Here is a 20,813-nt window from a genome sequence, read left to right on the forward strand (position 1 = left end):
GGCGGGTACGGACGACGTGCGGCCTGCCGCACGGGTACGGCGGTGGGCGGTGCTCGCGCGGAGCTGTTCCGGCGGTGCCGCTCGGGTCGGGCGGTCAGTGGGTGGGCGCGGGAGCGGACTGTTCGGCACCGTCCGCGGTGGTGGTCTCCTGCGGGCTCCCGGGGGCCGCGCCCGCCTGGGGGTCGCCGGGTCCGGGCAGGTCCCGCATCCGGCGCAGCGGGGAGAGCAGCAGCGGCAGCGGTACGGCGAGGAAGCCGGCGGCGCACCAGGCGAGCGCCGTACGCGACCCGAAGGACCCGGCGAGAGCGCCGCCGAGGAGCGCGCCGAGCGGCAGGGTGCCCCACATGAGGAAGCGCAGCGTGGCGTTCATCCGGCCGAGCAGCCGCGGCGGGCACAGCCCTTGACGGAAGCTCACCTGGGCGACGTTGTAGACGACGGCGCCGAAGGAGACGACCGTCGATCCGGTGGCGAAGAGGACCGCGCCGAGGACTCCGTGGCCGGACAGCGGCCAGAGCACGGCGAACGGGCCGGTCACGATGACGGACAGGAGGATGACCCGGGCCTGGCCCAGCCGGGCGGCGAGGCGCCCGGCGCACAGGGCGCCCAGGAGTCCGCCGACGGCCGATCCGGAGAGCACCAGCCCGAGCGCGCCCGGCTTCAGCCCGACGACGCGGACGAGATGCACGGTCTGTGTCGCCATGAGGACGGCCGTGCAGAGGTTGGCGAGGGCGGTGGTGAGGGCGATGACGCGGAGGAGCGGGTGGCCGACGACGAACCGGACGCCTTCGCCGATCTCCTTGCGCAGCGACCCGCCGGCCGCCGCCGCGGGCGTTTCCTCGGGCTGCTCGACGCGCAGCAGGAACAGGGCGGAGAGCAGGTAGCCGATGGCGTCGGCGATGACGGCGAGGTGTGCTCCGGCGAGCTGCACCAGTCCGCCGCCGACACCGGGGCCCGTCACCTGGGCGGTGGACCGGACCGTCTCCAGAGCGCCGTTGCCGGCCACGAGCTGCTCGCGGGGGAGGATCTGCGGCAGGTAGCTCTGGTGGGCGACGTCGAAGAACACGGTCGCCACGCCGGTGACGAGCGCGACGGCGTAGAGCTGGGCCATCGTCAGGACGTGGGCGAGCGCGGCGGCGGGGACGGTCGCCATCGCCGCGGCGCGCACCAGGTCCGCGCGGATCATCAGGGGGCGCTTGCGCATGCGGTCCGTCAGTGCTCCGGCGGGGAGCCCGACGAGCAGGAAGGCAGCGGTCTCCGCGGCGGTCAGCAGGCCCACCTGGAAGGCGGACGCGTGCAGTTCGAGGACGGCCACGAGGGGGAGGGCCACCAGCGTGACCTGGGCGCCGAGCTGTCCGGTGGCAGCTCCCGCGAGCAGCAGCCGGAAGTCGCGTATGCGCATCGGGCCACCGGTGGCGGCTCGGGATGTGACGGACATGTGAGCGACATTCACCGAAACTGCGATCCGGAGTCAAAGGATCGCGGTCAGTTTCGGTCGATTCTTGCGTCTGTTTGGCGCCAAGGTAGGAAAAGTTTCACATAAACGAGGTTCCTCCCGCATGAATTACCGTCACCGGCCAAGCCGCACGGGTTCGGTGGGGGCGGGCGACGACGCGGATGCGAGGGGCGCCTCAAGTGGCACCCCTCACATGGAGTGGTCAGTTCATTCCTGACCGAAAATGCACATGCGTGATCACGACCGTGCGGAACCTCTCATTCCGTCGACTATGCGATTCTCGACCGCAGGTGTTGCTCCGTCAGCCGTTCAGCACCGTGCGTTCTCCCATCACCACGACAGGGTGGAGCGTGGGGTCGAGGGTGTGCAGCAGGTACTCCATCGACGACTTGGACTGGCTTATGCACGCCGATGTGCCGCTGCCGTGGTCCATGTGCAGCCAGATGCCGCCGCCTTCCGACTGCCCCTCCGGCCGGGCCGGGTCGTTGGGCGGGGTGCCCTTGACGCGGTTGTAGTCGATGGCGATGACGTAGTCGAAGTCGTGCCAATACGACCTCTTCCAGGACCGGGGCGCCTGGAAGCCCGCGGAGCGGGTGTACGGCAGCTTGGCCCAGGGCGCGGCGAGCACACCGCCCGCGTCACTCAGCGTGAACACTCCCACGGGGCTGCGCAGATCACCCTCGTGGTGATGCGTCGTCCAGCCCTTCCGCCCGTTGTGCGCCGGCCAGGACCGCTCCTGCCGCCACCCGGAGCCGTGTTCGGTGAAGACCGCCACGGTGGAGTCGGGGGAGTTCTCGCCCGCCCCGAACACGGCCACGACCTGACGCGAGTCGGCCGGCACCTGTTTCCACCACCGATCCCCGATGCCGGGTACGCGCTTCAGGGTCGCCTTTCGAGGGCGGGCGGCGTCCGCCTGGACACGCACGGCGGCGCTCCGATGACCCCCGGCGCCGCACGCAGCGAGGGACAGCACCAACAAGACACCACAGCTTGCGCCGGCGGCTGCCCGCACGTGACCTCTGCTTCGCATACGCCTCATGATCGCAGGTCGCTTCGAACGGCTGTGCACAGCTTGGTCATACGCCGCTCGGTGGCCACGACGCGCGGTCGCAGACCGCAACTCCCACCGATGCCGGAGGGTTCGCCGCCGATGGCGGCTGTCGATACGGCCGTGGGCCGCACCCGGGGCCGTTGCCACCGGCCGGGACACGGGCTGACGATGTGCGCTGTCGTGCCGTGCCGCCGGCGCCGGCCTCTCCGGCGGTTGATGGCCTTTCTGGACTACTTCGCGTGCGCCGTCGCGGCGCTCGGCTTTCTGGCCACCCACAGCTCCGCACCGAGTGCCGGCGCGCCCGGACAGCCCCAGCACGCCGCGAGACCGGGGTCCTGGTCGCCACGCCTGGCCCAGCCAGGGAGCAGCGAGTGAAACACGCCCTGTTGAGGCCGCCCGAGGCGCGCTGGCTGAACTCTGCGCGGCTGAGCGCACACCTTGACCTCGCCGCCCACAGCCGTGTGCACCCGCCACTGGCCGAACCGGACCGGGACGCTCTGCTCACCCTGGCCGAAGCCCTCGCCCCGTCCGGCCGCGGCGGCGCCGGCTTCCCGTCCGCCCGCACGGCCCAGGCCGTGCTCGCCACCGCCGACCGCACCGGCGCGCCGCCGGTCATCGTGGTGAACGGCGCCGAGGGCGAACCGGCCGGCGCCACGGACAAGACGCCGCTCGGCGGCGCTCCGCACCTGGTACCGGACGGCGCCTGCCTGGCCGCGCCTGCGTTCCGTGTCGAGGAGATCGTGATCGGAGTCGCCGCGGGCAGCCCCGGCGAGAGAGCGGTCCCGGCCACCCTCGTCGAGCGTGAACTTCCGTGCCCGAACCGGACCGTATGCCTGCCCGAGCGCTTCGATTCCGGCGAATCGGGGGCCCTGATCCGGGGCATCAACGGTCTGCCGGTGGTTCCGGCGCCGCTGAAGACCCGCGCGGCCGACGGCGGACCGCGCGGGGTGCGCCGCCGTCCGGCGCTGCTCGCCAACGCGGAGAGCCGGGCCCGACTCGCCGTCGCGGCCCGGCGCGGTCCTGCTCACCGTCGACCGGCCCAGGACGAGGAACTCGCGCCGGTCCGCACCTTCACGACCGAACTGCTGCGCCGGCCCGACACCAACAGGTACATCTCGGGCATGGTGTCCGGTGGCTGGGCTGAGCTTCGCACACCGGGGCCGGGGCCTGCGCGGGGAGCCGCGTCGTTGACCGGGAGCTTGTACGGTCCCGCATGGCGGCACACCGAGGGCGACGGACGTTGTCGCCGTCACTGTCGCTGTCACCCGTCTTCGATCCGCGGCATCCGGAATCCGGGCGGGCGGACGGCTGAGTACGTTGCTCAACCCCCGCTGGCCACCCGCCAGTTGTGGGCGATCACCACTTCTGCCCCGCCGAGGCGCAGGGCGCCTACGGCACCGCTACAGACGCACGCCGGCCTTCATCGGCGTCCGCGGGGCTACGTGTGGTCGGGGATGCTGGTGCGGAAGACGGGCCAGCAGACTTCGGTCCGCCACTGAGTGCTGTCGGGGGTGTGGCGCCGGCTGTGCAGGTAGTACTCGCGCATCGGGCCCTGGACGGCGAGTGCGTGACGTGCGACGTACGCGGCCAGGGTGCCGTAGGCGCGGTCGACTTCCGAGGGCGGCCCGCAGTGCTCGATCACGGCGAGTTCGGCCGGTGGCACGAGCAGAGGTTGGACCCTTCCGACCGGGCGGAGGGGGCCGTCGCAGGGCACGAAGACGGTCGCCTCTCCCCGGTGCAGGGTGAACAGTTCGTCCCCGTACACGCCGCCGGCGTGCCCGGTCTCCCGCAGCCCCTGGCTCGCTACCGTCGCGAACAGTTCGCCGAGGGCGCCCTGGAACCAGGCTGCCATGTCCTGGCCCTCGACCGTCGCAGTGATAGCCGCGGCCTGGACGGCGCCGACGCTGCGCAGCTCGATACCGGGGAAGTCGGCGGAGGCGGGCGCCGACAGGAGGTCGCGCAGTGCCGCCACGGCGCGCTGGGTGCGGCCCAGTTCCTCCTCCAGCCGGTGAAGGTGCGCGCTGATGTGCCGATTGCGGGTGGGAACGTCTGAGGCGGCCAGGACCGTTCTGATCTCCTCCAGAGGCATCCCGAGGTCGCGGAAACGGCGCACGATCTGGGCCGTGGGGATCTGCTCGGCCGAGTAGCGCCGGTATCCGCTCCTCGGATCCACATCGGCTGGTTCGAGCAGCCCGAGCTCGTGGTAGTGGCGCAGGGTTTTGACGGTCATGTGGGTGGCTCGGGAGAAGTCCCCGATCGACAGGTGGCTCGTCACCCGTCGATTGTGCGGCCTCCCGTAGGGGGAGAGTCCGGCGGAGCCCTTGCCTTGACTCTCCCGCGACGGCCGCCGGAAGCCTGCTGCCCACGGCCGGAACCGGGCCGCCGATCACACCGAGCAAGGGAGCGGACCTCCATGTCACACATCACCACCGCCGTCGATGTCGACCAGGTCGTCGGTCGCTACGTCGCCGTCTGGAGCGAGGCGGACGCCGCCGCACGCCGGCGCGCTGTCGCCGAGCTGTGGGCCGCGGACGGCGTCGAGTTCGTCGAGGGCACCCAGTTCCGCGGCCACGACGCACTGGTCGACCGGGTCGCGGAGGCGTACGGGCTGTTCGTCGCGTCCGGCACCTATCACGTCACGCACGACGACCACGTCACTGTTCACGACGACATCGTCATGCTCACCGTCCAGCTGACGTACGCCTCGGGCCCCCAGGTGGGCCAAGTGGCCTGGGCCGCCCGGGTCTTCCTCGCCCTCGACGACGACGGCAGGATCCTTCAGGACTACCACCTGACCGTCCAGCCACTGCCCGAGGCATAGGGCCTGGCCGGTCCGCCCCGCGTGGTCGTCTCGGAACGGGATGCGGGAAGAGAGCGGGCCCAGCCCCGCCTCGTCCGGTTCCCGTGTTCGTTTTCCCTGGGGTCACGGTCAATATCGTCTTAACATCCGTCAGATGAAGGCTCATGGAATATTCAAGAATCGCCTGAGGCCCGCTGTGGCCGCCGCCGTGCATGCGGCGGCGGCCCTGCTGCTTGTTCTGGCGGGCACCGCTCAGGCCGCACCCGGCGACAACCCCGGGGCACTGACGACGATCACCTCCTCCTCGGAGCTGTCCAAGCTCCAACTGGTCGAGCACCGCGTCCCTACGGCTTCTCTCGACAACCTGGCGAGCGAGATGGGCACGTCCCGCGGGGTCGACCAGGTGCTCGCCAGTGCCAACCATCCGATGCGGAACGCGGCGGACTGTCACAGCACCGAGACCGCCGCCCTGCCGGTGAAACCGACCGCTGAGTCCGCCTACTGCTGGGACACCGGTGACGCGGTGACGCAGGACTGGCTGCCGCAGTCCGTGACCTCTTCCGGGGACGCGGACAACGACGGTATGTGGGGCACCAACAAGGTCATCCTGGCCGGGTGGGGGCAGAACGGCGCCACGACCAGCGACCACATGGGCCGTATCGCCTTCATCGACGCCAACGATCCGGGCAACTTCAAGTACCGCTGGGTGCTGCCGGTCATCCCGCTCAACGGCGGTACCGACTACCGCGCGCTCAAGTCCCACCTCGGCGGCATGGTCTGGTACCAGGACAAGCTGATCGTCACGTCGTGGGAGGGGGACGCCGACAACAACGTGATGTACGTCTTCGACATGAAGCGGATCCTCCAGGCCACCGTCAACAGCTCCGCGATCGGCAAGGTGAGCGGCGGCTGGTCGGCGGACGGCTATCAGTACGTGATGCCGGCCATCGGCTCCTACAGCCTCGCCGGCGGGGCCTGCAACGCGGACAACGACGACTCCCGGCCGTGCTTCGGCTCCATCTCGCTGGACCGCAGCAGTGTGCCGGACAGCCTGGTCGCCACCGAGTGGTTCTCCTCCGGAGGCACCCAGCCCGCCCGCATCTGGCGGTACGACTTCAGCTCCGAGCCCGGCTACCTCGCCACGGACAGCAGCGGCCACGTGAACGCCTCGGCGGCGTACGAGACGAAGGCCGTCGGGCTGCAGGGAGTGCTGTCGCACAGCGCCACCAGCGGCGGCACACCGAACTTCTATGTCGACGATGCGCGCGGCGGCGTCGGCCAGCACGGCATCCTGTGGCGGCAGAACACCAGCGGGGCCAAGGGGGCCGCCAACTGCGGGCAGGACATCACGTACGCCTGCTGGGGCCAGCACACCGAGAGCATGTCCTACTGGTGGAGTACGGGCCGGGTGTGGACGCTCACCGAATGGGCGGCCGACAGCGCGGGGCACTGGACGGGAACCGATACCGCGATTCCGCAACGGGTCCTGTACTCCGTGCCGTTGACCTCGGTAGACAGCTCACTCGGCTGACCGAGCCGTGTGCCCCGGCACATCGGGTCCCGCCCCGCCTCACCCGAGTGCTTCGTGGCCGCGCCGCGACCACGTTCGAGGTTGCCGACGTCGGGCGGGGCGGTGGCACCAGCGCACCGCCCCGCGTCGGATGGGAAAGCCGTGCCGGTCCGGTCCTTCGCGGCGGCCGATCGTCTCCTTCCTACTCGCCGCGCGCGGCGAGCCGTTCGGCGATCTCGTTCTTGACCGTCTCGTGCAGTTCCTGTGCCGTGAAGCCGAGGCCGCGCAGGATCCGCGCGGCCGGGCTCTCCTCGACGCGGATCAGGCCCAGCAGCGTGTGTTCCGTGCCGACCCAGTCGTGGCCGAGGTCGGCCGACGCGCGGCGTGCCTGGACGATGGCCTCCTTGCTCTCCGGCCGGAAGGCGATGTGACCCCGCAGTGCCTTCTCCCCGGCCGGCGGCATCGCTTCCTCGATCGCGTCGCGGATGCGTTGCTCCGACCCGGTCTTCGCCACCAGCACCTCATACGCCAGGCCCCGCGGTTCGCCGAGCAGGCCGAGGAGCATGTGTTCGGTGCCGATGAAGTCGTGCTTGTGCGTTCGGGCGGCCTCCTGTGCCAGCACGATGCCGTGCCGGTTCAGGTTGGTGAACCGCTCGAACGCGGCGGGCGTGTGGCGTTGCTGGGCGGCCTGTTTGGACACGCCGATGGCGTCGCCGATCTCGGTCCATGACGCGCCGGTCTGCTTTGCCTTGCTGACGTAGTGGTCGATGAGCTGGTCACCGAGGTCGGACAGCGTCTGGGCGCGAAGTCGCGCCTCGCTGATGCGGGCCAGTTCGTTGGCGTCGGGGAGTTCCTCGTCGAGCCGGGCGATCAGGTCGGCGAGGCTGATGTCGAGTGGGCTCATGCGTCAATTTTAAGTTGACGATCGGTCGCCGTCAACTTGTAATTGACGATCGATGCGGCGCTCCGCTGGCCGTCCCGCTGACCAGGGTGCGCTACGGGATGCGAGCCGAGCTCCACCGTGAGTGTCCCGGGCGGACGGTGCCGGGCTGTGCCGGACGGGTCCCGCCCCGCCAGGCTGATCGGCACCGCTGCGTGTCCCTTGGCTGTCGTGATCGTTGCCGGGGTATGCGAAAGATCATCACGACCGCAGCGCTCGCCTTGGCCGCCATCGCCGTGGCTGCTCCAGCTCATGCCGACAGCGGCGACGGTGGCAACGGCAGCGTCGCCACTGCGCCGACCGGGGATATGGACCGTACGCTTCTGTGCGCACTCACTTCGATCACCGGAGTGGGCAGGGGCACTCATTTCTCCGACTGCGTGAACGGCGGCCCAGCGCAGCCGTAGCGCGGTCCGCAACGCATCCATGGAGCGGATCGGTACGACGGAGAGGTGCCCCAGCCCCGATGGGGCACCTCGACCGCGCCGACGGAGGCGACGCGGCGCAGAAGAGTCATCGGTGGTGCGCGACCGCCGTCTCAACGGCGGACCAAGCATCACGGGACCGCAAGTGTCCTTGGGCAGCGAAGCCTGCTGAAGAGGGGCCGGATACCGATGGGGCCCTGAGCCGCGTGAGCTCGATCGATCACCGGCTCCGACCCATGACACCTGGGACGGCGGCCGGACGAATCCGGCGACCGTCACGACACACAGGCCAACCGGGTCGAAGCCCGTGGCGAAGCCGTGGTCGGGTGAGAGGGTCGCCCCGGACTCCTCGACCTCCTGCGCGCCGACGAGAACCTGCTGCGCACCGGCCGGCCGACGTACCTCAACGGCCATGCAGAGGTGCACTTTGCGGCTGAACCAGGACAACTCGACGGGATCGGCCCCGCCCGCAACGACAACAACCAGATCCGCCTGACACCGTCCAACAGCCAGGTGCCCGCGTCGCCCATGGTCAACTTGGGGTTGTCCGTCCGGATCGAGGCCCGGCCGGGACACGAGGAAGAGGTTCAGGCCGCCATCACCGCGGCGCTCACGGACGTCGAGGAGGAACCGGGCACCGCAGCACCTGGAGGCAGGCCGTGCCCGCCTGGCCCGGCTCCAGGAGTTGTTCGCGCACCCGCCGACGATCGAGTACACCGATGTCCTCGCAGCCAAGATCCCCGGTACTGCCTGCTGGTCGGACATACCATGACGACGTTGACATGGGGGGACCGCGGTCCACCGCAGGGAGGGAACGGGAGCCGATGAGCCTTCGTCAGTTCGAGTACGCCCTGGCCGTCGCCGCGGAGGGCTCGGTGACGGCGGCGGCGGAGCTGCTGCACGTCGCCCAACCGTCGATGTCCCAGCAGATCCGTAACCTGGAGCGGGAACTCGGCGTGGAACTGTTCGCCCGCACCCCGACCGGACTGGTGCCCACCGTGGTCGGCCGCGCCTTTCTGCGGGAGGCGGAGGTCGCGGTCAGCGCGGCACGGCGGGCGAGGGCGACGGCGCGGGCCGGTGCCGATGAACTGGTGGGCGAGCTGGTGGTCGCGGCGCAGTTGGGCTTCGGCACGCGGCAGCTGCCGGGCGCGCTGGGCGCGCTGCGCCGCCGCTTCCCACGGCTGGAGGTCACCGTCTTCGAGGAGCCGAGCTCCGCCGAGCTGGAACGGCTGTGCCGCCGGGGTGTGCTGGACCTCGCCCTGATGGCGGCGTGCGAGCGGAGCCCCGCCGACGCCCACCACCTCGGCGACGAGGAGTTCGTCGTGGTGCTGGGCGCCGGGCACCGGCAGCTCGCCGCGGACCGGGTGGATCTACGCGAGCTGGAGGGGGAGCCGTGGGTGAGGTTCGACCGTGACAGCGCGCTCGACGGCGTGCTGCTGAACGTGCTGCGGGAGAACGATCTGACCCCGACCACGGTCGCCCGCGTGTCCCAGACCGCGACGGCCGTGCGCTGGGCCGCCCACGGGCTGGGGGTGACGCTCGTCCCGGCCTCCGCGGTCCCCCATGGTCACGAGCACCTCGTGCGCCCGGTGTTCCCCGTCGTGTCCCAGCCCGTCATCGCCGTGCTCCGGGCCGGCGCGGGCCCGGCGGAGACGGCCCTGCTCGAATTCCTGCGTCAGGAGATGTGGTCCGATTCCGATTTCTTCTCACCGGTGCCCTGACGGCCTGGTGGAGGGAAGCGGGTGCCGCTGAATTCCTTTTGCCGCACAACGTGCCCCGGAATTACGTCGGCGTCAACCCCTGGGGAATTCTCCGCCGTCCACGACGAGATTGCTCCCGGTCAGCCAGCTCGCCCGGTCGGACACGAGGAACAGCACCGCGTGGGCGATGTCGTCCGGTTGGCCGTCACGCCCCAGCGGCACGGTGGTGGTGTTCTGGACCAGTGTCGGGTCCAGGCGCGCCCACTGCTCCCGCGTTGCTTCGCCGCCTGGGGTTACGACCTTGCCAGGAGTCACTGTGTTGACCCGGATCCCGAACGGGGCCAGTTCCGAGGCCAGCCCCCGGCTGTAGTTCTCCAGCGCCGCCTTCGCCGCCGTGTAGTGCAGGAACGGGCCTACCGGGGTGGGGACCACGGCCGAGGAGACGTGCACGATCGTCCCCGAACGCCGTTCCCGCATCCCCGGTACCAGCAGCGAGTCCAGCCGAACCGATGCCAGGTAATTGAAGTCCAGCGCGTCCTGCCATTCCTCGTCGGGAATGGCCGAAGCATCCTTGTACGGTCGCGCCCCACCGGCGTTGTGGACCAGGACGTCCACCCCGCCGAGCACTTCCTGCGCGGCCGCGGCGAGCGTCTCCAATCCAGCACGTGTCCGGACGTCGGCCGGCACCAGGGTGGCCCCTTCCGGCACTGCGCTCGTCGCCGACCTGGCGGTCGTGAGCACCTCGGCACCCGCGTCCAGGAGTTGGCGCACGACGGCCGCTCCGATTCCGCGAGAACCACCCGTGACGAGGGCTCGCTTTCCCTTGAGCTCTCGCGTTCCCGATCCGTTATCGATCGTGGTCATGCCATTGGTCCTCTCGATCGCGTAATTGTCCGCCCGACAGAAAAGAGTCGACGTGTGCAGCGCGTGAATCTTCGAAAGAATCGCGCCTGTCGCCGCGTCGAGCTGCTTCACGGTACGTACGGAAAAGAGCGAGAGGCAAAGACGAAATGCCAGCAGGGGGCATAGGCAATTCCTATGGCGCCCGGCGAGAACCTGTCCAAGGCCAGCGGCCGGCCAACCGGCCCCACGCGAAGATCCGGTCCGCGCCGCGACCGACGGTAGGCAGTGTGACGGTACGGGCGGAGCGCCGGCCGATGGGGACGGCGACGCAGGACAGCAGGCCGCCGTAGGCCGCCACACGGGAGAGCGCCGAGCGTGCTTGAGGCAGCAGGGTGTCGGAGCGTGAGCCGTTGGACCAACGCGCTCGTCACCAGCTTGGAGGCAGTCCCGTAGCCCGCGCGCCGACCCACGGTCAGAGGCCCGTCAGAGTTTGGTACCGAAGTCCTGGGTCCACAGCGGGCCGCCGGAGGCCTGGTTGACGCCCACGCCTATTTCCTTGAAGGCGCAGTTGAGGATGTTGGCCCGATGGCCGGGGCTGTTCATCCACGCGTCCATCACGGCCTGCGGGCTCGACTGGCCCTTGGCGATGTTCTCGCCGTATGTCGACCACTGGTAGCCCGCCGCGGTGATGCGCTGTCCGGGGTCGGTGCCGTCCGGGCTGACGTGGTCGAAGTAGTTGCGGGCGGCCATGTCGTCGGAGTGGCCCTGAGCGGCCCTGTCCAGGTCCGCGTTCTCGCTGACCGGCGAGCATCCGGCGGTCGCTCGCTGCTGGTTCACCAGCGTGATGACCTGGGCGACCTGTCCGGAGGCCGTCGGCGGTGCCTGCGGTGCGGTGGGAGCGCTGGTGGTGACGGTCGGCCGGGGAGCGGGTGTGTCGGTTGTCCGGACGGGGCGGGGGCTCTTCTTGGCGGGACTCTTCTTCTTCGTGTGGGTCGGGGAGGGCGACGGGGACGCCGAGGGCGAGGACGAGGCCGGTGCTGCGCTGGGTTTCGCGGCGTCGACGGCCGGGTCGTCGGAGGAGCGTTCGGCGGCGGTGGTGTGCGGTGCGGGGTTCGAGCCTGCATACCAGATGCAGGCGCCCGCCAAGCCCGCCACCGCGACGGCTGTGCCGGCGGCCCGCCGTCGTATGCGTCGGCGCCGCCGGGCTTTGCTGCGGGACTCCTGCCGGCTGGGCTCCGCACGGTGCCCGACCCCACCCGGGCCTTCGCGGGAGGCGGAGGCCGGTGCGGCGCCGCTCGGGCCGAAGCCCGGCCGGGCAGCCGAGTGGCCGCCGCCTGCGTACGGCTCGGCAGAGGAAGGGACGCCGTACCCGGCGCCGCCGTCGGCCGGGGCGGGGCCGGGCTGCGCCGGGAACGGGGTGGTTGCCGCGACCGGGGCCGTGGCGACGGCCGAGCGGGTGGCGGCGAGCAGCGCCGACGACGCCGCGACCAGGGCCAGCCCGGCCAGCAGACCCTCGGCGGGCAGCAGGCCCTGCCACAGACCGCCGCAGCGCGTGCAGTCCCGGGCGTGGCGCGCTATTCGTTTGCGCCACAGTGCCGAGGGCAGTCCGTCCCAGGTGGCCAGCAGGGCGCGCTGGTCCTCGCACGGCGGGCGCGTGTCGAGTGCCCGTACCACCACACGGGCCGCTTCGAGGCGTGCCTTCATCCGCTGTACGCGGACAGCGGTGTGCTGGGGTGACAGTTCCAGGGCCGTGGCGACCTCGGCGCGGGTCAGTTCACCGGCACACTCCAGCCACCACAGCGCCAGCACTTCCTGATCGTCGGGCTCCAGCCAGCGGGTCGCGCGGGCGGTTTCCTGCCGTTGCCCGGACAGCTGGAGCCGCATGATGGTCAGGTCCACGAAGTCGGCGCCCGGGTCGGCGAGTTCGCCGGCTTCCTCGACGTCGGCGGGGGCGAAATGCCGGTTGTGCCGGTATGCCCGCACGCGGTTCATGGCGATGGCCACGAGCCAGGAGCGGAAGCTCTCGGGGGTGCGCAGGTCACCGAGCGCGTCGAGGGCGCGGAGCATGGTCTCCTGGACCACGTCGTCGACGTCGATGGAGCCGTTCAGCGCCCGGCCCACGATGTTGTAGACCAGCGGGAGATATGCGCTGACCAGGGCGTCCTGGGCCGCCGGATCTCCCGCTCGGGCGGCGTTCACCAGTGCCGCCGTCTCCTCCGTGCGCTGTGTACTCATCAAAACTTCCCTGTTCTCGACGCCGAACGGTGCTGTCCGATATCTGGGAGACCGCTGGGTGCGGCGCCGATAACGGTTACTCGGAGAATTGCTCGACTTCTTCGGTGCGTGGTCTGCCGCGAAGGCTCACAGCATCGACACACCGTCCGCAATGGAGGAGGTCACACCGAGCTCCAAAAGAGCGGTGCCATGTGCGTCCGTCGTCTTGCAGGGTTCGGGCAGGACGCGCTCGACCGATGAGGTCGCCTGCCCCCCCCTCGGCCGTATCCGGCAGGGCGCGGCGGCCGACTGCGGCCGAGGTCCCACTGTCCGAGCCACGCTCGGGCGTGGCCGTGGACCACCGGGCGGACACCTCGCTGCACGGCCGGCTATGTGCCCCGCCTGACCGGGCACCCGTCCGACCCTGCCCCCGCCCTCGCCGCCACCACTGCCCTCGCCACCGGCACTGGCGAAGTGGGGGAGTGGCGGGGCAGGGCGCTCGCGCTCACCGTGCGGCGTCCTGTGGCCTCCGCGCGTGTGCACCACATCGGGCTTCGGCGAGTGAACGGGCTGTGCTGTGGGGTGTGAGGGGGACCCTCCGTGTTCCGGTCCGTCGTACGGAGCGTGCTCCGGTTCGTCGGGTGGCGTGCGGGGTGTGGCGGGTGGTGGTGCGCAGGTGGGTCAGGGTGTCGGGATAGGCATCCAGGGTGTAGTCGACGTCGAGCGCACCGGGCCGGCGGCGGCCGGACAGCCACTGACCCACCGGCCGGTGCACAGCGGCGTCGGCACTGGTGCGTAGGCCGTTCCGTGGGCCGGGGATGTCAGACCATGAGCAGGAGTCGTGTGTTCGGGACGAGCTTTCGGTTCACGCTGGTGCTCTGCACGAATATGGTGAAGTCGTCGTTGTGGTCCGGCTTGACGCGAACTTCCTCGCCCGGCAGGCCGAGCAGAGCCCGGGCCGCGGGCCCCGTGTAGACCCGGTCCGTCTTCTTCTCCAGTACCGCGATCTGCTTTCGTGCCTGGACCTTTTCCGACTTGCTCAGTTGGTAGAACGCACCGCCGGTGCGGTATGTGTGCCCGCAGGCGATGACCCAGTCCCGGATCGCCGCGTCGCGAGTCACAGCTATCAGCTGGTACTGCGACGGATTCACCGGGGTGAGGCCGGCCGCCTTGATGGTGTCCTTGTTGACCGCCTCGGCACCCGTGGAGAACACCGCCCGCGATCCCCGGATGCCCCGGGTGCGCCCCACCATGAACTTCTCGGTGGCCTCCTGGATGACCTGCCCGGCCTCCTCCAGACCCTGTGTGCTCGTGGCGTCCCAGACGGCGATGTTGTCCTTCGGGAAACCGCACTGCATGGCCTCGCGCTTGCCCATCTGGTCCGGCACGAGGACGGCCAGCGTCCAGTTGTCCGCCTGAGTCGCCATCATCTTGGCCACGGCATCGACCAGTTCACGTGGGTCCGTGGCAGGGGCATCGGGGCAGCGATGACTTGCGTTCTCCTGCCCGTCGGTGAGCACGAACGTCAAGAAGCTGTGGTCGCCGTACAGTTGAGCCGTCTGCGCGAGCTCCCGCTGCGACTTCAGTGCGGCCGCCAGCAGCGCAGTCATGCCACCGACCCGGTACAACTGCTTCAGTGACGGCATCCTCAGCACGTCCTTGTCGTAGATGACGCACTCCACCTTGTCCGCGAAGACGTACACGGTGACGCGAGTCTCCTGGTCCAGCTCCCTCGACCGGCGGGCAAGATAGGCAATCTGCTGGTCTGCGACCTCGACGACCTTGCGACTCAGATGCGACATGGACGAACTGGCGTCCAGCACAAGAGCAACGTGATTGATGTAGTTCTGACTTCCGGACAAGACAGCTCCCCCTCGTTCCGACTCGATGCTTCCACCGTCTCACGCACCACTGACAATCGATCTTGACTCCCAACGTGGACCCCGGTGCGTGTCAGCTCGCCCTGCGCCCCGCCCCGCACCGACCCGCTCAGCTCCGCCCGTCGCGCTTGCCTGCGCCGTCAGCCACCCTGGTGCTGGAAGGCGCGGCGATAGGCCGTGGGCGTGGTGCCGACAGTGTCACGGAATCGGGCGCGCATGTTGGCGCCGCTGCCGAGGCCGCACCGGGTGGCGATCTGTTCCACCTGGAGGTCGGTGGTCTCCAGGAGTTCTCGCGCGCGGTTGATGCGGGCGGTAAGGAGCCATTGGTGGGGGCTTACACCTGTTTCCTGGCGCCATAGGCGGGTCAGGGTGCGCAAGGAGACGCCGGCGTGGTCGGCGAGGCGGGGGATGCTGAGGTCTTCGTCGAGGCGGCGCAGGGCCCATGTCCGGGTTTCGGTGAGCGTGGTGGCCTGGGGGGTGGGGAGGCTCCTCGCGATGTACTGGGCCTGTCCGCCGTCGCGGTGCGGGGCGGCGACGATCTCCCTGGCGATGTCGTTCGCGACGGCTGCGCCGAGGTCCTTGCGGACCATGTGCAGACACAGGTCGATGCCGGCCGTGACGCCCGCGGAGGTCAGGACGGTGCCGTTGTCGATGTAGAGGACGTTGCGGTCGACGCGCAGCTGAGGGTAGAGCTCTTCGAGGGCATCCGCGCTCGCCCAGTGCGTGGTGACGGTACGGCCGTCCAGCAGTCCGGCCGAGGCGACGGCGAAGGCGCCGGTGCAGATGGAGGCGATGCGTATCCCGGCGCGGCCCGCGAGCTTGAGAGCGGCCCTCACCCGTGGGTGCGGAGGGCGCCGGAAGTCCTCGAAGCCCGGGACGATGATCGTGTCCGCATCGGCGAGCGCTTCGAGTCCCGCGGTCAGTCCGAGGGTGAAACCGGCGCTGGTGCTCACGGCCTCCTGGGTGTCCCCGCACACGGTCAGCTCGTAAGGGGTGTTCGGACGGGTGTTGAAGATCTGCGTGGGGATCCCCAGATCCATGGGCAGCACGCCGTCCACCGCCAGGACCATGACCTGGTGCCTGTTCATGGCCGCAATATTACGGCCGTCTCATGTCCCAGAGGGGGCGAGCCAGTCGCCCTTCCCGGACCAAGGGGCGTCACGTGGGTAAATCTCCTGTTCAGACCCGGATCATCCGCCCGAAGAGCAGTGGCCCATCTGCACCATGCATTGGCCCCATTCATGGCCCAAAAAATGCGCATGCTGGCAGATGAGCCGTGGCGTGGATGGGAGGCTCCGGAGCAGGATCGAAACGCGAACGCGGGGCAACCGGCTCCACACACCAGTGGACCGGCCCGAGAGTCCCGGCCGTGGACGAGGAGTTGACTGTGACTTCGCAGAATGTGGTGGGCCGCTTCTTCGACGTGCGGGGTGGACAGGTGTACGCCCACGTCCGCGAGGGTGACGGCCCGGCTCTGATCTTCCTCCACTACTGGGGAGGATCGCGGCGCACCTGGATCCCGGTGCTGCAGCGTCTGGACCCCGGGCAGGGCTTCGTGGCCTACGACCACCGCGGATGGGGCGACTCCACGAGCGTGCCGGGACCTTACGACCTGGAGCAGCTCGCGGACGACGCGCAGCGGGTCATCGACGTGCTCGGAGACTCCCGCCATGTGCTCGTCGGGCACTCCATGGGCGGCAAGGTGGCCCAGATGCTGGCCGCACGCAAGCCCGCGGGCCTGACGGGAGTCGTCCTCGTGGCGCCCGCGCCGCCCGCACCGGTCGGAGTGACCGCGCACATGCAGGAGACGATTGCCCACGCCTACGACAACGAGGAGGCGGTTCTTCAGAGCATCGACCTGATGCTGACCCACGGCGGGCTGACTCCCGAGCTGCGCCGGCAGGTGGTCGAGGACAGTCTGCGCGGAGGCGACCAGGCCCGTCTCGCCTGGCCGCGCCAGGGCCTGGTCCAGGACGTGTCGGCCGGTGTCTCGGCCATCGAGGTGCCGGTACTGGTTCTCGCAGGCAGCCACGACAAGGTCGAGCCCCCGACCGTGCTTGCCGACCACCTGCTGCCGCTGATCCCGACCGCCTCACTGACTGTCCTGAGGGGCACCGGCCACCTCTCGCCCCTTGAGGTGCCCGACCAAGTGGCCGCGCACATTGATGCGTTCGTCGCTCAGCTGTAGACAGAGCACGGCACTTCAGCCGCGCATCACCCTCCCGCGGGGTAACCGGGCACCGCTCCATGTGCCTTACAGCCGCCCCTGTTCCCCGCCCGCATCCACCGATCAAGGCGCCATCCGGCGACCGTACCGATCTACCCCGTGCCCGGGCACCTGACGAGAGAGACACATCGCGACCACCGATGCACACCTGTCCGCCTTCGAGCGGCCCGACCTCCGAGTTGCTGTTCGTCGCCTGCGTCCTGCACGGCATCGGACTGGCCAGGGCCGTGACCCACGCGTCCAGATCACGATCGACCCTGGGGCTACGAGGCCGGTGTGTTCCTCAGGAGGTGGTCGAACCCGAGCGGGGGGCGTCCGAGGAGTTCGGTGATGTCGTTCGTGGCGCGGTCGTAGCGGTTTTCGCGGTGGAGCCGGGCCATGGTGGCGATGTGCTCGAAGACGTGGGGCGGCAGGTCTGCCTTCTTCAGGTCGTCTTCCAGCCATTCCTCGTACGGCACGTCGACATAGGTCACGGGGCGGCCCAGGGCTGTGGAGAGTTCGGCGGCGATGGCATTCATGTCACGGGACTGTGCGCCGGTCAGCTCGTAGACCCGGCGGGATGGCGAGGTCGGGGCGAGCAGGAGATGTGCGATCACCTCCGCCACGTCGGCCGCGGCGACCGGAGAGGTCCGGGCGGAGCCGAACGGGAGGCGAATCGTACTGTCACGCTGGACCGAGGCGGCTGCGACCCGGGCGAACAGCGGGTTCTCCATGAAGACCGTGGGCCGCACATGTACGACCGGTGCCCCGGACCAGTCGAGGACGTGCTCGGACAGCCAGTGCAGTCGCTGCTGCCGGGATTCGGTGGCGCTGGTGAGGCTCATCTGCGACACCGTCATCTGCGACATGCTCACCAGCAGATCGAGGCCGTCACCCTCCTGGATGGCCGCCGCAACTGTCGTGGCGGCCTCCAGGTATACGGGGGACACGCTCATCCCGAAGTAGGCGCGGCGGCAGCCCGAGAGTGCGTCGACGACGTCGGCGCCGTGCGTGAGGTCGCCGACCACCACCTCCACGCCGTCCAAGGCCCGCAGCACCGCGGCCCGTTCGTCGTCGTGATGCACCAGAGCCCTCACCGGCATACCGTTCGCTCGCACATGATCGAGGACCATGTTTCCGACTCCGCCGACTGTGCCACCGACGCCGGTGACAAGGATGGGTCCTGCGCCCATGTCGATCGCCTCCTGTAGTTCGGACCGGGGTGTCCGGTTGCTCGGGAATGTCCGGCCTCGGGTTGTGTCGGTCGTCCGCGCATCCGCCGACCGACGCCTGGGTGATGTTTGTCCGCAAGTCCTCCTGCCGTACCGGATTCCCAAGGCGGGGAGACTGCTGAAGGGCTTGTGGACATGGGCTCACCTGACGTTCTGATGGCTGGTCATGAGCCGGGGACAATCACCATCCGGAAGCGCGCCTTGCCGGTCGGCGTCTTCCGATAGTCGGTGTCCACGCCGTCCAGTGGCACGGTCTCGGTCACAGGCCGGATGCCGTGCAGGGCGCTGAAGGACATTGCCCTTCCTCGACGTCCGATGCGGTGCCGGCCGGGTGGCGGTGCAGGATGGAGGTGCCGGCGAGCGGTTGGGACGGGGGTGACGCCCAAGAGGATGGTGTCGGCTCCGATGACCACGAGTTCCCCGCAGGGGAGGCGGGCCGGGCACGGTGGCGGTGATGGCTTCGGAGTTTCCGGCGGTGGCGAGGACGCCCCGGCGCGAACGAGGGACCTGGCGACCGGGGTGCCGTAGGCGCTGTCGACGTAGTGGTGAGCGCCGAGTTGCCGGGCGAAGTCGGCCTTCTCCACGCCCCGCACGATCATCACGGTCCCTAAGCCTGTCGCCGCCGCGAACTGCACTCCGAGATGGCCGAGGTCGCCGAGGCCGAGAACCGCGACCACGTCGCGGGGCCGAGCGGAGCTGTTCCGCAGGCCGTTGACGACGGTGACGCCTGCGCAGGCCACAAACGGTTGTCGTGCATGTAAAGATCTTTGGAGTGGCACTCGGTGTGGGCACTCACCAACGCCATGGCCGCATCCCAATTCCGGAGCCGTTCCGCTGCCCGGACCCGCTCGAACACTCCACAGCAAAGGTGGCGGAACCTGTGGATTCGGGACATGGTTCGCTCGACCACCCGGGCGATGGGTCCAGGCGGTCGGAGTTGTCGACATTGGTGCATGGGCCCACGCTGCATCGGCATCGGCGTCCACTACCTGTCCGGCCATCTCCGCTCGGCCTCGGCCTCACCGTCCACCGTGCGCGGCAGCTCACTCTGGAGATGATGGATCGGGCCGACATCATCCTCACGATGGACGTCGCGGCGCTCGACGTCCTCCGCGAAGTCTGCGGCGAGAGTAATCGGCCCAAGCTCGCCCAGGACCTCGGTGACCGAGACATCCCGGACCCTGATAGGCAAAGACCAGGCAATGCTCAATGTGTGTGCCGTCCTCGTCGAGCCGGGAAGGGCTCTGCGTGTCCGCCGGCCTCACCGGTGAGCGGCTGACTCGCGACGGACGGAATCTCGTCCACGCGCCTGTCCAATATGTCCGGACGGCCGTATGCGGGGGCCGCTCCGACACGCCCCGCCGAACGCGGGGGTCGGCCAGGAGCGGACCTACCGATTCCGGCAGTCGGGCCGACGACACCTTGCTGGTGGGGGCGACCGCCGCTTCAGGTGCCGAGCGTTGTGCGTCTGCTCGTTCCCGGCCGACGACGCCAGCGACACAAAAAAGGTGGGTTTGCTCAGTTCGGTCAGTTTCGCCTGTGTCCCCGCCCCACTCCTCGACATCACCCCGGGCTGCACCGGTGGATGACGTCCGCGTCCGGAACGGCCACATCCCCGCCGGTCGCCAGCACCACGTCGGGCTGGAGCCGGTCGGTCGCCCGACGAGCTCGGAGTGGGCCGAACGGCACCCGGGCCATGTCCGTCACGGCGGCTGGCGACGCCAACTTCGTATGTCCGCCGGTCCCGCCCCTCCGCCCGTGACGACGAGGCGGAGAGAGGCGCGGTCCACTGCCACCTCGTCCGCGGTGCGAGCGGGCGCCCGGACAGGCCGCACAGCGGCACCGGATCGGTCAGGGCGTGCACTGTCACTGTCCGGCGCCGGCAGCGGGACCGGGGAGACGCATGGACGGCCCGAGTGACGGAGCGTGGGGTGGGCTCCCAGCAGTGGGACGATCCTGGTGGCGCGCCTTGCAGGTCTCTGAGGAGCGCGGCGTGCCGCGCTTGGGGACAGGGGGCCTACAGTTTGGTCATCTTGGCGTACGGGCTCAGGATCCGCACTTGTTCTGAGCCGAAGTCCACAAGTACCGCGATTCCCTCCTCGATGCTGATGACCCGGCCGAGGCCGTACACGTCGTGTGTGACCTGGTCGCCTTCGGTGAAGTGCTTGGGGGCTGGTGTGACGGGGGCCTTGAAGGGGCTGGTGGGCAAGTGTCGCTTCGGTGCAGCAGGCTTTGTCATTGCCCCTAGTATGCGCCTACCGCCCGCGCTGGTGGCTGTCTCGCTCATCGTTCGGCTCCACTCCGGCAGGAGTGGGGCCTGCTCGTCGGTCGGCAGACGGGCGGTGTCGGGCGGTTCGGCTTCACTATCAGGCCGTACGACCCGTACCCTTCGTGGTGTCTACGGCGTCAGATAGCGGGCGCCAAAATCTGGAGGCAATACCTCGTGCTGATTGCTCAGCGTCCTTCGTTGACCGAAGAGGTCGTCGACGAGTTCCGCTCCCGGTTCGTGATCGAGCCGCTGGAGCCGGGCTTCGGCTACACCCTCGGCAACTCCCTGCG

General features: G+C 69.7%; 18 protein-coding genes and 1 pseudogene. 7 read left to right on the forward strand and 12 right to left on the reverse strand.

Going from position 1 to position 20,813, the window contains the following annotated elements:
* Window positions 1–94: 94 nt before the first annotated feature.
* Both ACFC8N_RS41920 and ACFC8N_RS41925 read right to left on the reverse strand, forming a co-directional pair.
* Window positions 95–1,435, reverse strand: a complete 1,341-nt coding sequence (locus ACFC8N_RS41920) for an MFS transporter (RefSeq protein WP_356031136.1) — start codon at window positions 1,433–1,435, stop codon at window positions 95–97.
* 319 nt (window positions 1,436–1,754) lie between these two features.
* The gene (locus tag ACFC8N_RS41925) at window positions 1,755–2,483 is read right to left on the reverse strand and encodes a hypothetical protein (protein ID WP_376294814.1); all 729 of its coding nucleotides are present in this window, start codon (window positions 2,481–2,483) and stop codon (window positions 1,755–1,757) included.
* Between the two features lie 392 nt (window positions 2,484–2,875).
* Between ACFC8N_RS41925 and ACFC8N_RS41930 the strand changes: the two genes are divergently transcribed.
* Window positions 2,876–4,003: a hypothetical protein gene (locus tag ACFC8N_RS41930; protein WP_376294817.1), complete on the forward strand. Its 1,128-nt coding sequence runs from the start codon at window positions 2,876–2,878 to the stop codon at window positions 4,001–4,003.
* Here the strand turns inward: ACFC8N_RS41930 and ACFC8N_RS41935 are convergent.
* Complete coding sequence (locus ACFC8N_RS41935) at window positions 3,943–4,779, reverse strand: MerR family transcriptional regulator (protein WP_376294820.1); 837 nt, start codon at window positions 4,777–4,779, stop codon at window positions 3,943–3,945. The genes ACFC8N_RS41930 and ACFC8N_RS41935 overlap by 61 nt on opposite strands.
* A 138-nt stretch (window positions 4,780–4,917) precedes the next feature.
* Here ACFC8N_RS41935 and ACFC8N_RS41940 point away from each other — a divergent pair, with 138 nt between their 5' ends.
* Entirely contained in the window at window positions 4,918–5,325 is a 408-nt protein-coding gene (locus ACFC8N_RS41940; RefSeq protein ID WP_356031130.1) for a nuclear transport factor 2 family protein, read from the forward strand.
* Between the two features lie 133 nt (window positions 5,326–5,458).
* Window positions 5,459–6,835 (forward strand): hypothetical protein, encoded by a 1,377-nt coding sequence (locus tag ACFC8N_RS41945; RefSeq protein ID WP_362822342.1) that lies wholly within the window; start codon window positions 5,459–5,461, stop codon window positions 6,833–6,835.
* A gap of 181 nt (window positions 6,836–7,016) precedes the next feature.
* Here ACFC8N_RS41945 and ACFC8N_RS41950 read toward each other — a convergent pair whose 3' ends face one another.
* Window positions 7,017–7,718 carry a Clp protease N-terminal domain-containing protein gene (locus ACFC8N_RS41950; protein WP_376294824.1) on the reverse strand — a complete coding sequence of 234 codons (702 nt, stop codon included), beginning with the start codon at window positions 7,716–7,718 and terminating at the stop codon, window positions 7,017–7,019.
* Window positions 7,719–9,003: 1,285 nt separating this feature from the next.
* Here ACFC8N_RS41950 and ACFC8N_RS41955 point away from each other — a divergent pair.
* Window positions 9,004–9,900 (forward strand): LysR family transcriptional regulator, encoded by an 897-nt coding sequence (locus ACFC8N_RS41955; RefSeq protein ID WP_376294827.1) that lies wholly within the window; start codon window positions 9,004–9,006, stop codon window positions 9,898–9,900.
* A gap of 72 nt (window positions 9,901–9,972) precedes the next feature.
* Here ACFC8N_RS41955 and ACFC8N_RS41960 read toward each other — a convergent pair whose 3' ends face one another.
* The 4 genes from ACFC8N_RS41960 to ACFC8N_RS41975 form a co-directional block, all read right to left on the reverse strand.
* Window positions 9,973–10,743 carry an SDR family oxidoreductase gene (locus tag ACFC8N_RS41960; RefSeq protein WP_356031238.1) on the reverse strand — a complete coding sequence of 257 codons (771 nt, stop codon included), beginning with the start codon at window positions 10,741–10,743 and terminating at the stop codon, window positions 9,973–9,975.
* 462 nt (window positions 10,744–11,205) lie between these two features.
* Entirely contained in the window at window positions 11,206–12,957 is a 1,752-nt protein-coding gene (locus tag ACFC8N_RS41965) for a sigma-70 family RNA polymerase sigma factor (RefSeq protein WP_376294829.1), read from the reverse strand.
* An 800-nt stretch (window positions 12,958–13,757) separates the two neighbouring features.
* Complete coding sequence (locus ACFC8N_RS41970; RefSeq protein WP_376294831.1) at window positions 13,758–14,798, reverse strand: vWA domain-containing protein; 1,041 nt, start codon at window positions 14,796–14,798, stop codon at window positions 13,758–13,760.
* A gap of 158 nt (window positions 14,799–14,956) precedes the next feature.
* Window positions 14,957–15,904, reverse strand: a complete 948-nt coding sequence (locus ACFC8N_RS41975; RefSeq protein ID WP_376294833.1) for a GlxA family transcriptional regulator — start codon at window positions 15,902–15,904, stop codon at window positions 14,957–14,959.
* Window positions 15,905–16,203: 299 nt separating this feature from the next.
* Between ACFC8N_RS41975 and ACFC8N_RS41980 the strand changes: the two genes are divergently transcribed.
* The gene (locus ACFC8N_RS41980; RefSeq protein ID WP_376294836.1) at window positions 16,204–17,004 is read left to right on the forward strand and encodes an alpha/beta fold hydrolase; all 801 of its coding nucleotides are present in this window, start codon (window positions 16,204–16,206) and stop codon (window positions 17,002–17,004) included.
* Between the two features lie 302 nt (window positions 17,005–17,306).
* Here the strand turns inward: ACFC8N_RS41980 and ACFC8N_RS41985 are convergent, their stop codons facing one another.
* The gene (locus ACFC8N_RS41985; RefSeq protein WP_376294837.1) at window positions 17,307–18,215 is read right to left on the reverse strand and encodes an NAD(P)H-binding protein; all 909 of its coding nucleotides are present in this window, start codon (window positions 18,213–18,215) and stop codon (window positions 17,307–17,309) included.
* A 203-nt stretch (window positions 18,216–18,418) separates the two neighbouring features.
* Window positions 18,419–18,550, reverse strand: coding sequence for a hypothetical protein (locus tag ACFC8N_RS41990; RefSeq protein WP_356031117.1), 132 nt, complete (start codon window positions 18,548–18,550; stop codon window positions 18,419–18,421).
* A 761-nt stretch (window positions 18,551–19,311) separates the two neighbouring features.
* Here ACFC8N_RS41990 and ACFC8N_RS41995 point away from each other — a divergent pair.
* On the forward strand, window positions 19,312–19,533 hold the full coding sequence (locus tag ACFC8N_RS41995) for a hypothetical protein (RefSeq protein ID WP_376294844.1): 222 nt from the start codon (window positions 19,312–19,314) through the stop codon (window positions 19,531–19,533).
* 111 nt (window positions 19,534–19,644) lie between these two features.
* Here ACFC8N_RS41995 and ACFC8N_RS42000 read toward each other — a convergent pair whose 3' ends face one another.
* The gene (locus ACFC8N_RS42000) at window positions 19,645–19,818 is read right to left on the reverse strand and encodes a glycosyltransferase (protein WP_376294847.1); all 174 of its coding nucleotides are present in this window, start codon (window positions 19,816–19,818) and stop codon (window positions 19,645–19,647) included.
* A gap of 453 nt (window positions 19,819–20,271) precedes the next feature.
* Window positions 20,272–20,493: a hypothetical protein gene (locus tag ACFC8N_RS42005; protein WP_356031115.1), complete on the reverse strand. Its 222-nt coding sequence runs from the start codon at window positions 20,491–20,493 to the stop codon at window positions 20,272–20,274.
* A gap of 204 nt (window positions 20,494–20,697) precedes the next feature.
* On the opposite strand from ACFC8N_RS42005, the pseudogene ACFC8N_RS42010 reads away from it, so the two are divergent.
* Window positions 20,698–20,813 (forward strand): annotated as a pseudogene (locus ACFC8N_RS42010) (DNA-directed RNA polymerase subunit alpha); the annotation flags it as partial.

Source organism: Streptomyces sp. NPDC055966 (assembly GCF_042269865.1).
Taxonomy (GTDB): domain Bacteria; phylum Actinomycetota; class Actinomycetes; order Streptomycetales; family Streptomycetaceae; genus Streptomyces.

What these genes read in the sequence shown, in the direction of transcription:
- ACFC8N_RS41920 (WP_356031136.1), bottom strand. Translation starts at nt 1,435, where the DNA reads ATGTCCGTCACATCCCGAGCCGCCACCGGTGGCCCGATGCGCATACGC.
- ACFC8N_RS41955 (WP_376294827.1), top strand. Translation starts at nt 9,004, where the DNA reads ATGAGCCTTCGTCAGTTCGAGTACGCCCTGGCCGTCGCCGCGGAGGGC.
- ACFC8N_RS41995 (WP_376294844.1), top strand. Translation starts at nt 19,312, where the DNA reads ATGGATCGGGCCGACATCATCCTCACGATGGACGTCGCGGCGCTCGAC.
- ACFC8N_RS42000 (WP_376294847.1), bottom strand. Translation starts at nt 19,818, where the DNA reads ATGTCGAGGAGTGGGGCGGGGACACAGGCGAAACTGACCGAACTGAGC.
- ACFC8N_RS41945 (WP_362822342.1), top strand. Translation starts at nt 5,459, where the DNA reads ATGAAGGCTCATGGAATATTCAAGAATCGCCTGAGGCCCGCTGTGGCC.
- ACFC8N_RS41925 (WP_376294814.1), bottom strand. Translation starts at nt 2,483, where the DNA reads ATGCGAAGCAGAGGTCACGTGCGGGCAGCCGCCGGCGCAAGCTGTGGT.
- ACFC8N_RS41950 (WP_376294824.1), bottom strand. Translation starts at nt 7,718, where the DNA reads ATGAGCCCACTCGACATCAGCCTCGCCGACCTGATCGCCCGGCTCGAC.
- ACFC8N_RS41990 (WP_356031117.1), bottom strand. Translation starts at nt 18,550, where the DNA reads ATGTCCTTCAGCGCCCTGCACGGCATCCGGCCTGTGACCGAGACCGTG.
- ACFC8N_RS42005 (WP_356031115.1), bottom strand. Translation starts at nt 20,493, where the DNA reads ATGACAAAGCCTGCTGCACCGAAGCGACACTTGCCCACCAGCCCCTTC.
- ACFC8N_RS41985 (WP_376294837.1), bottom strand. Translation starts at nt 18,215, where the DNA reads ATGGGCGCAGGACCCATCCTTGTCACCGGCGTCGGTGGCACAGTCGGC.
- ACFC8N_RS41940 (WP_356031130.1), top strand. Translation starts at nt 4,918, where the DNA reads ATGTCACACATCACCACCGCCGTCGATGTCGACCAGGTCGTCGGTCGC.
- ACFC8N_RS41975 (WP_376294833.1), bottom strand. Translation starts at nt 15,904, where the DNA reads ATGAACAGGCACCAGGTCATGGTCCTGGCGGTGGACGGCGTGCTGCCC.
- ACFC8N_RS41960 (WP_356031238.1), bottom strand. Translation starts at nt 10,743, where the DNA reads ATGACCACGATCGATAACGGATCGGGAACGCGAGAGCTCAAGGGAAAG.
- ACFC8N_RS41965 (WP_376294829.1), bottom strand. Translation starts at nt 12,957, where the DNA reads ATGAGTACACAGCGCACGGAGGAGACGGCGGCACTGGTGAACGCCGCC.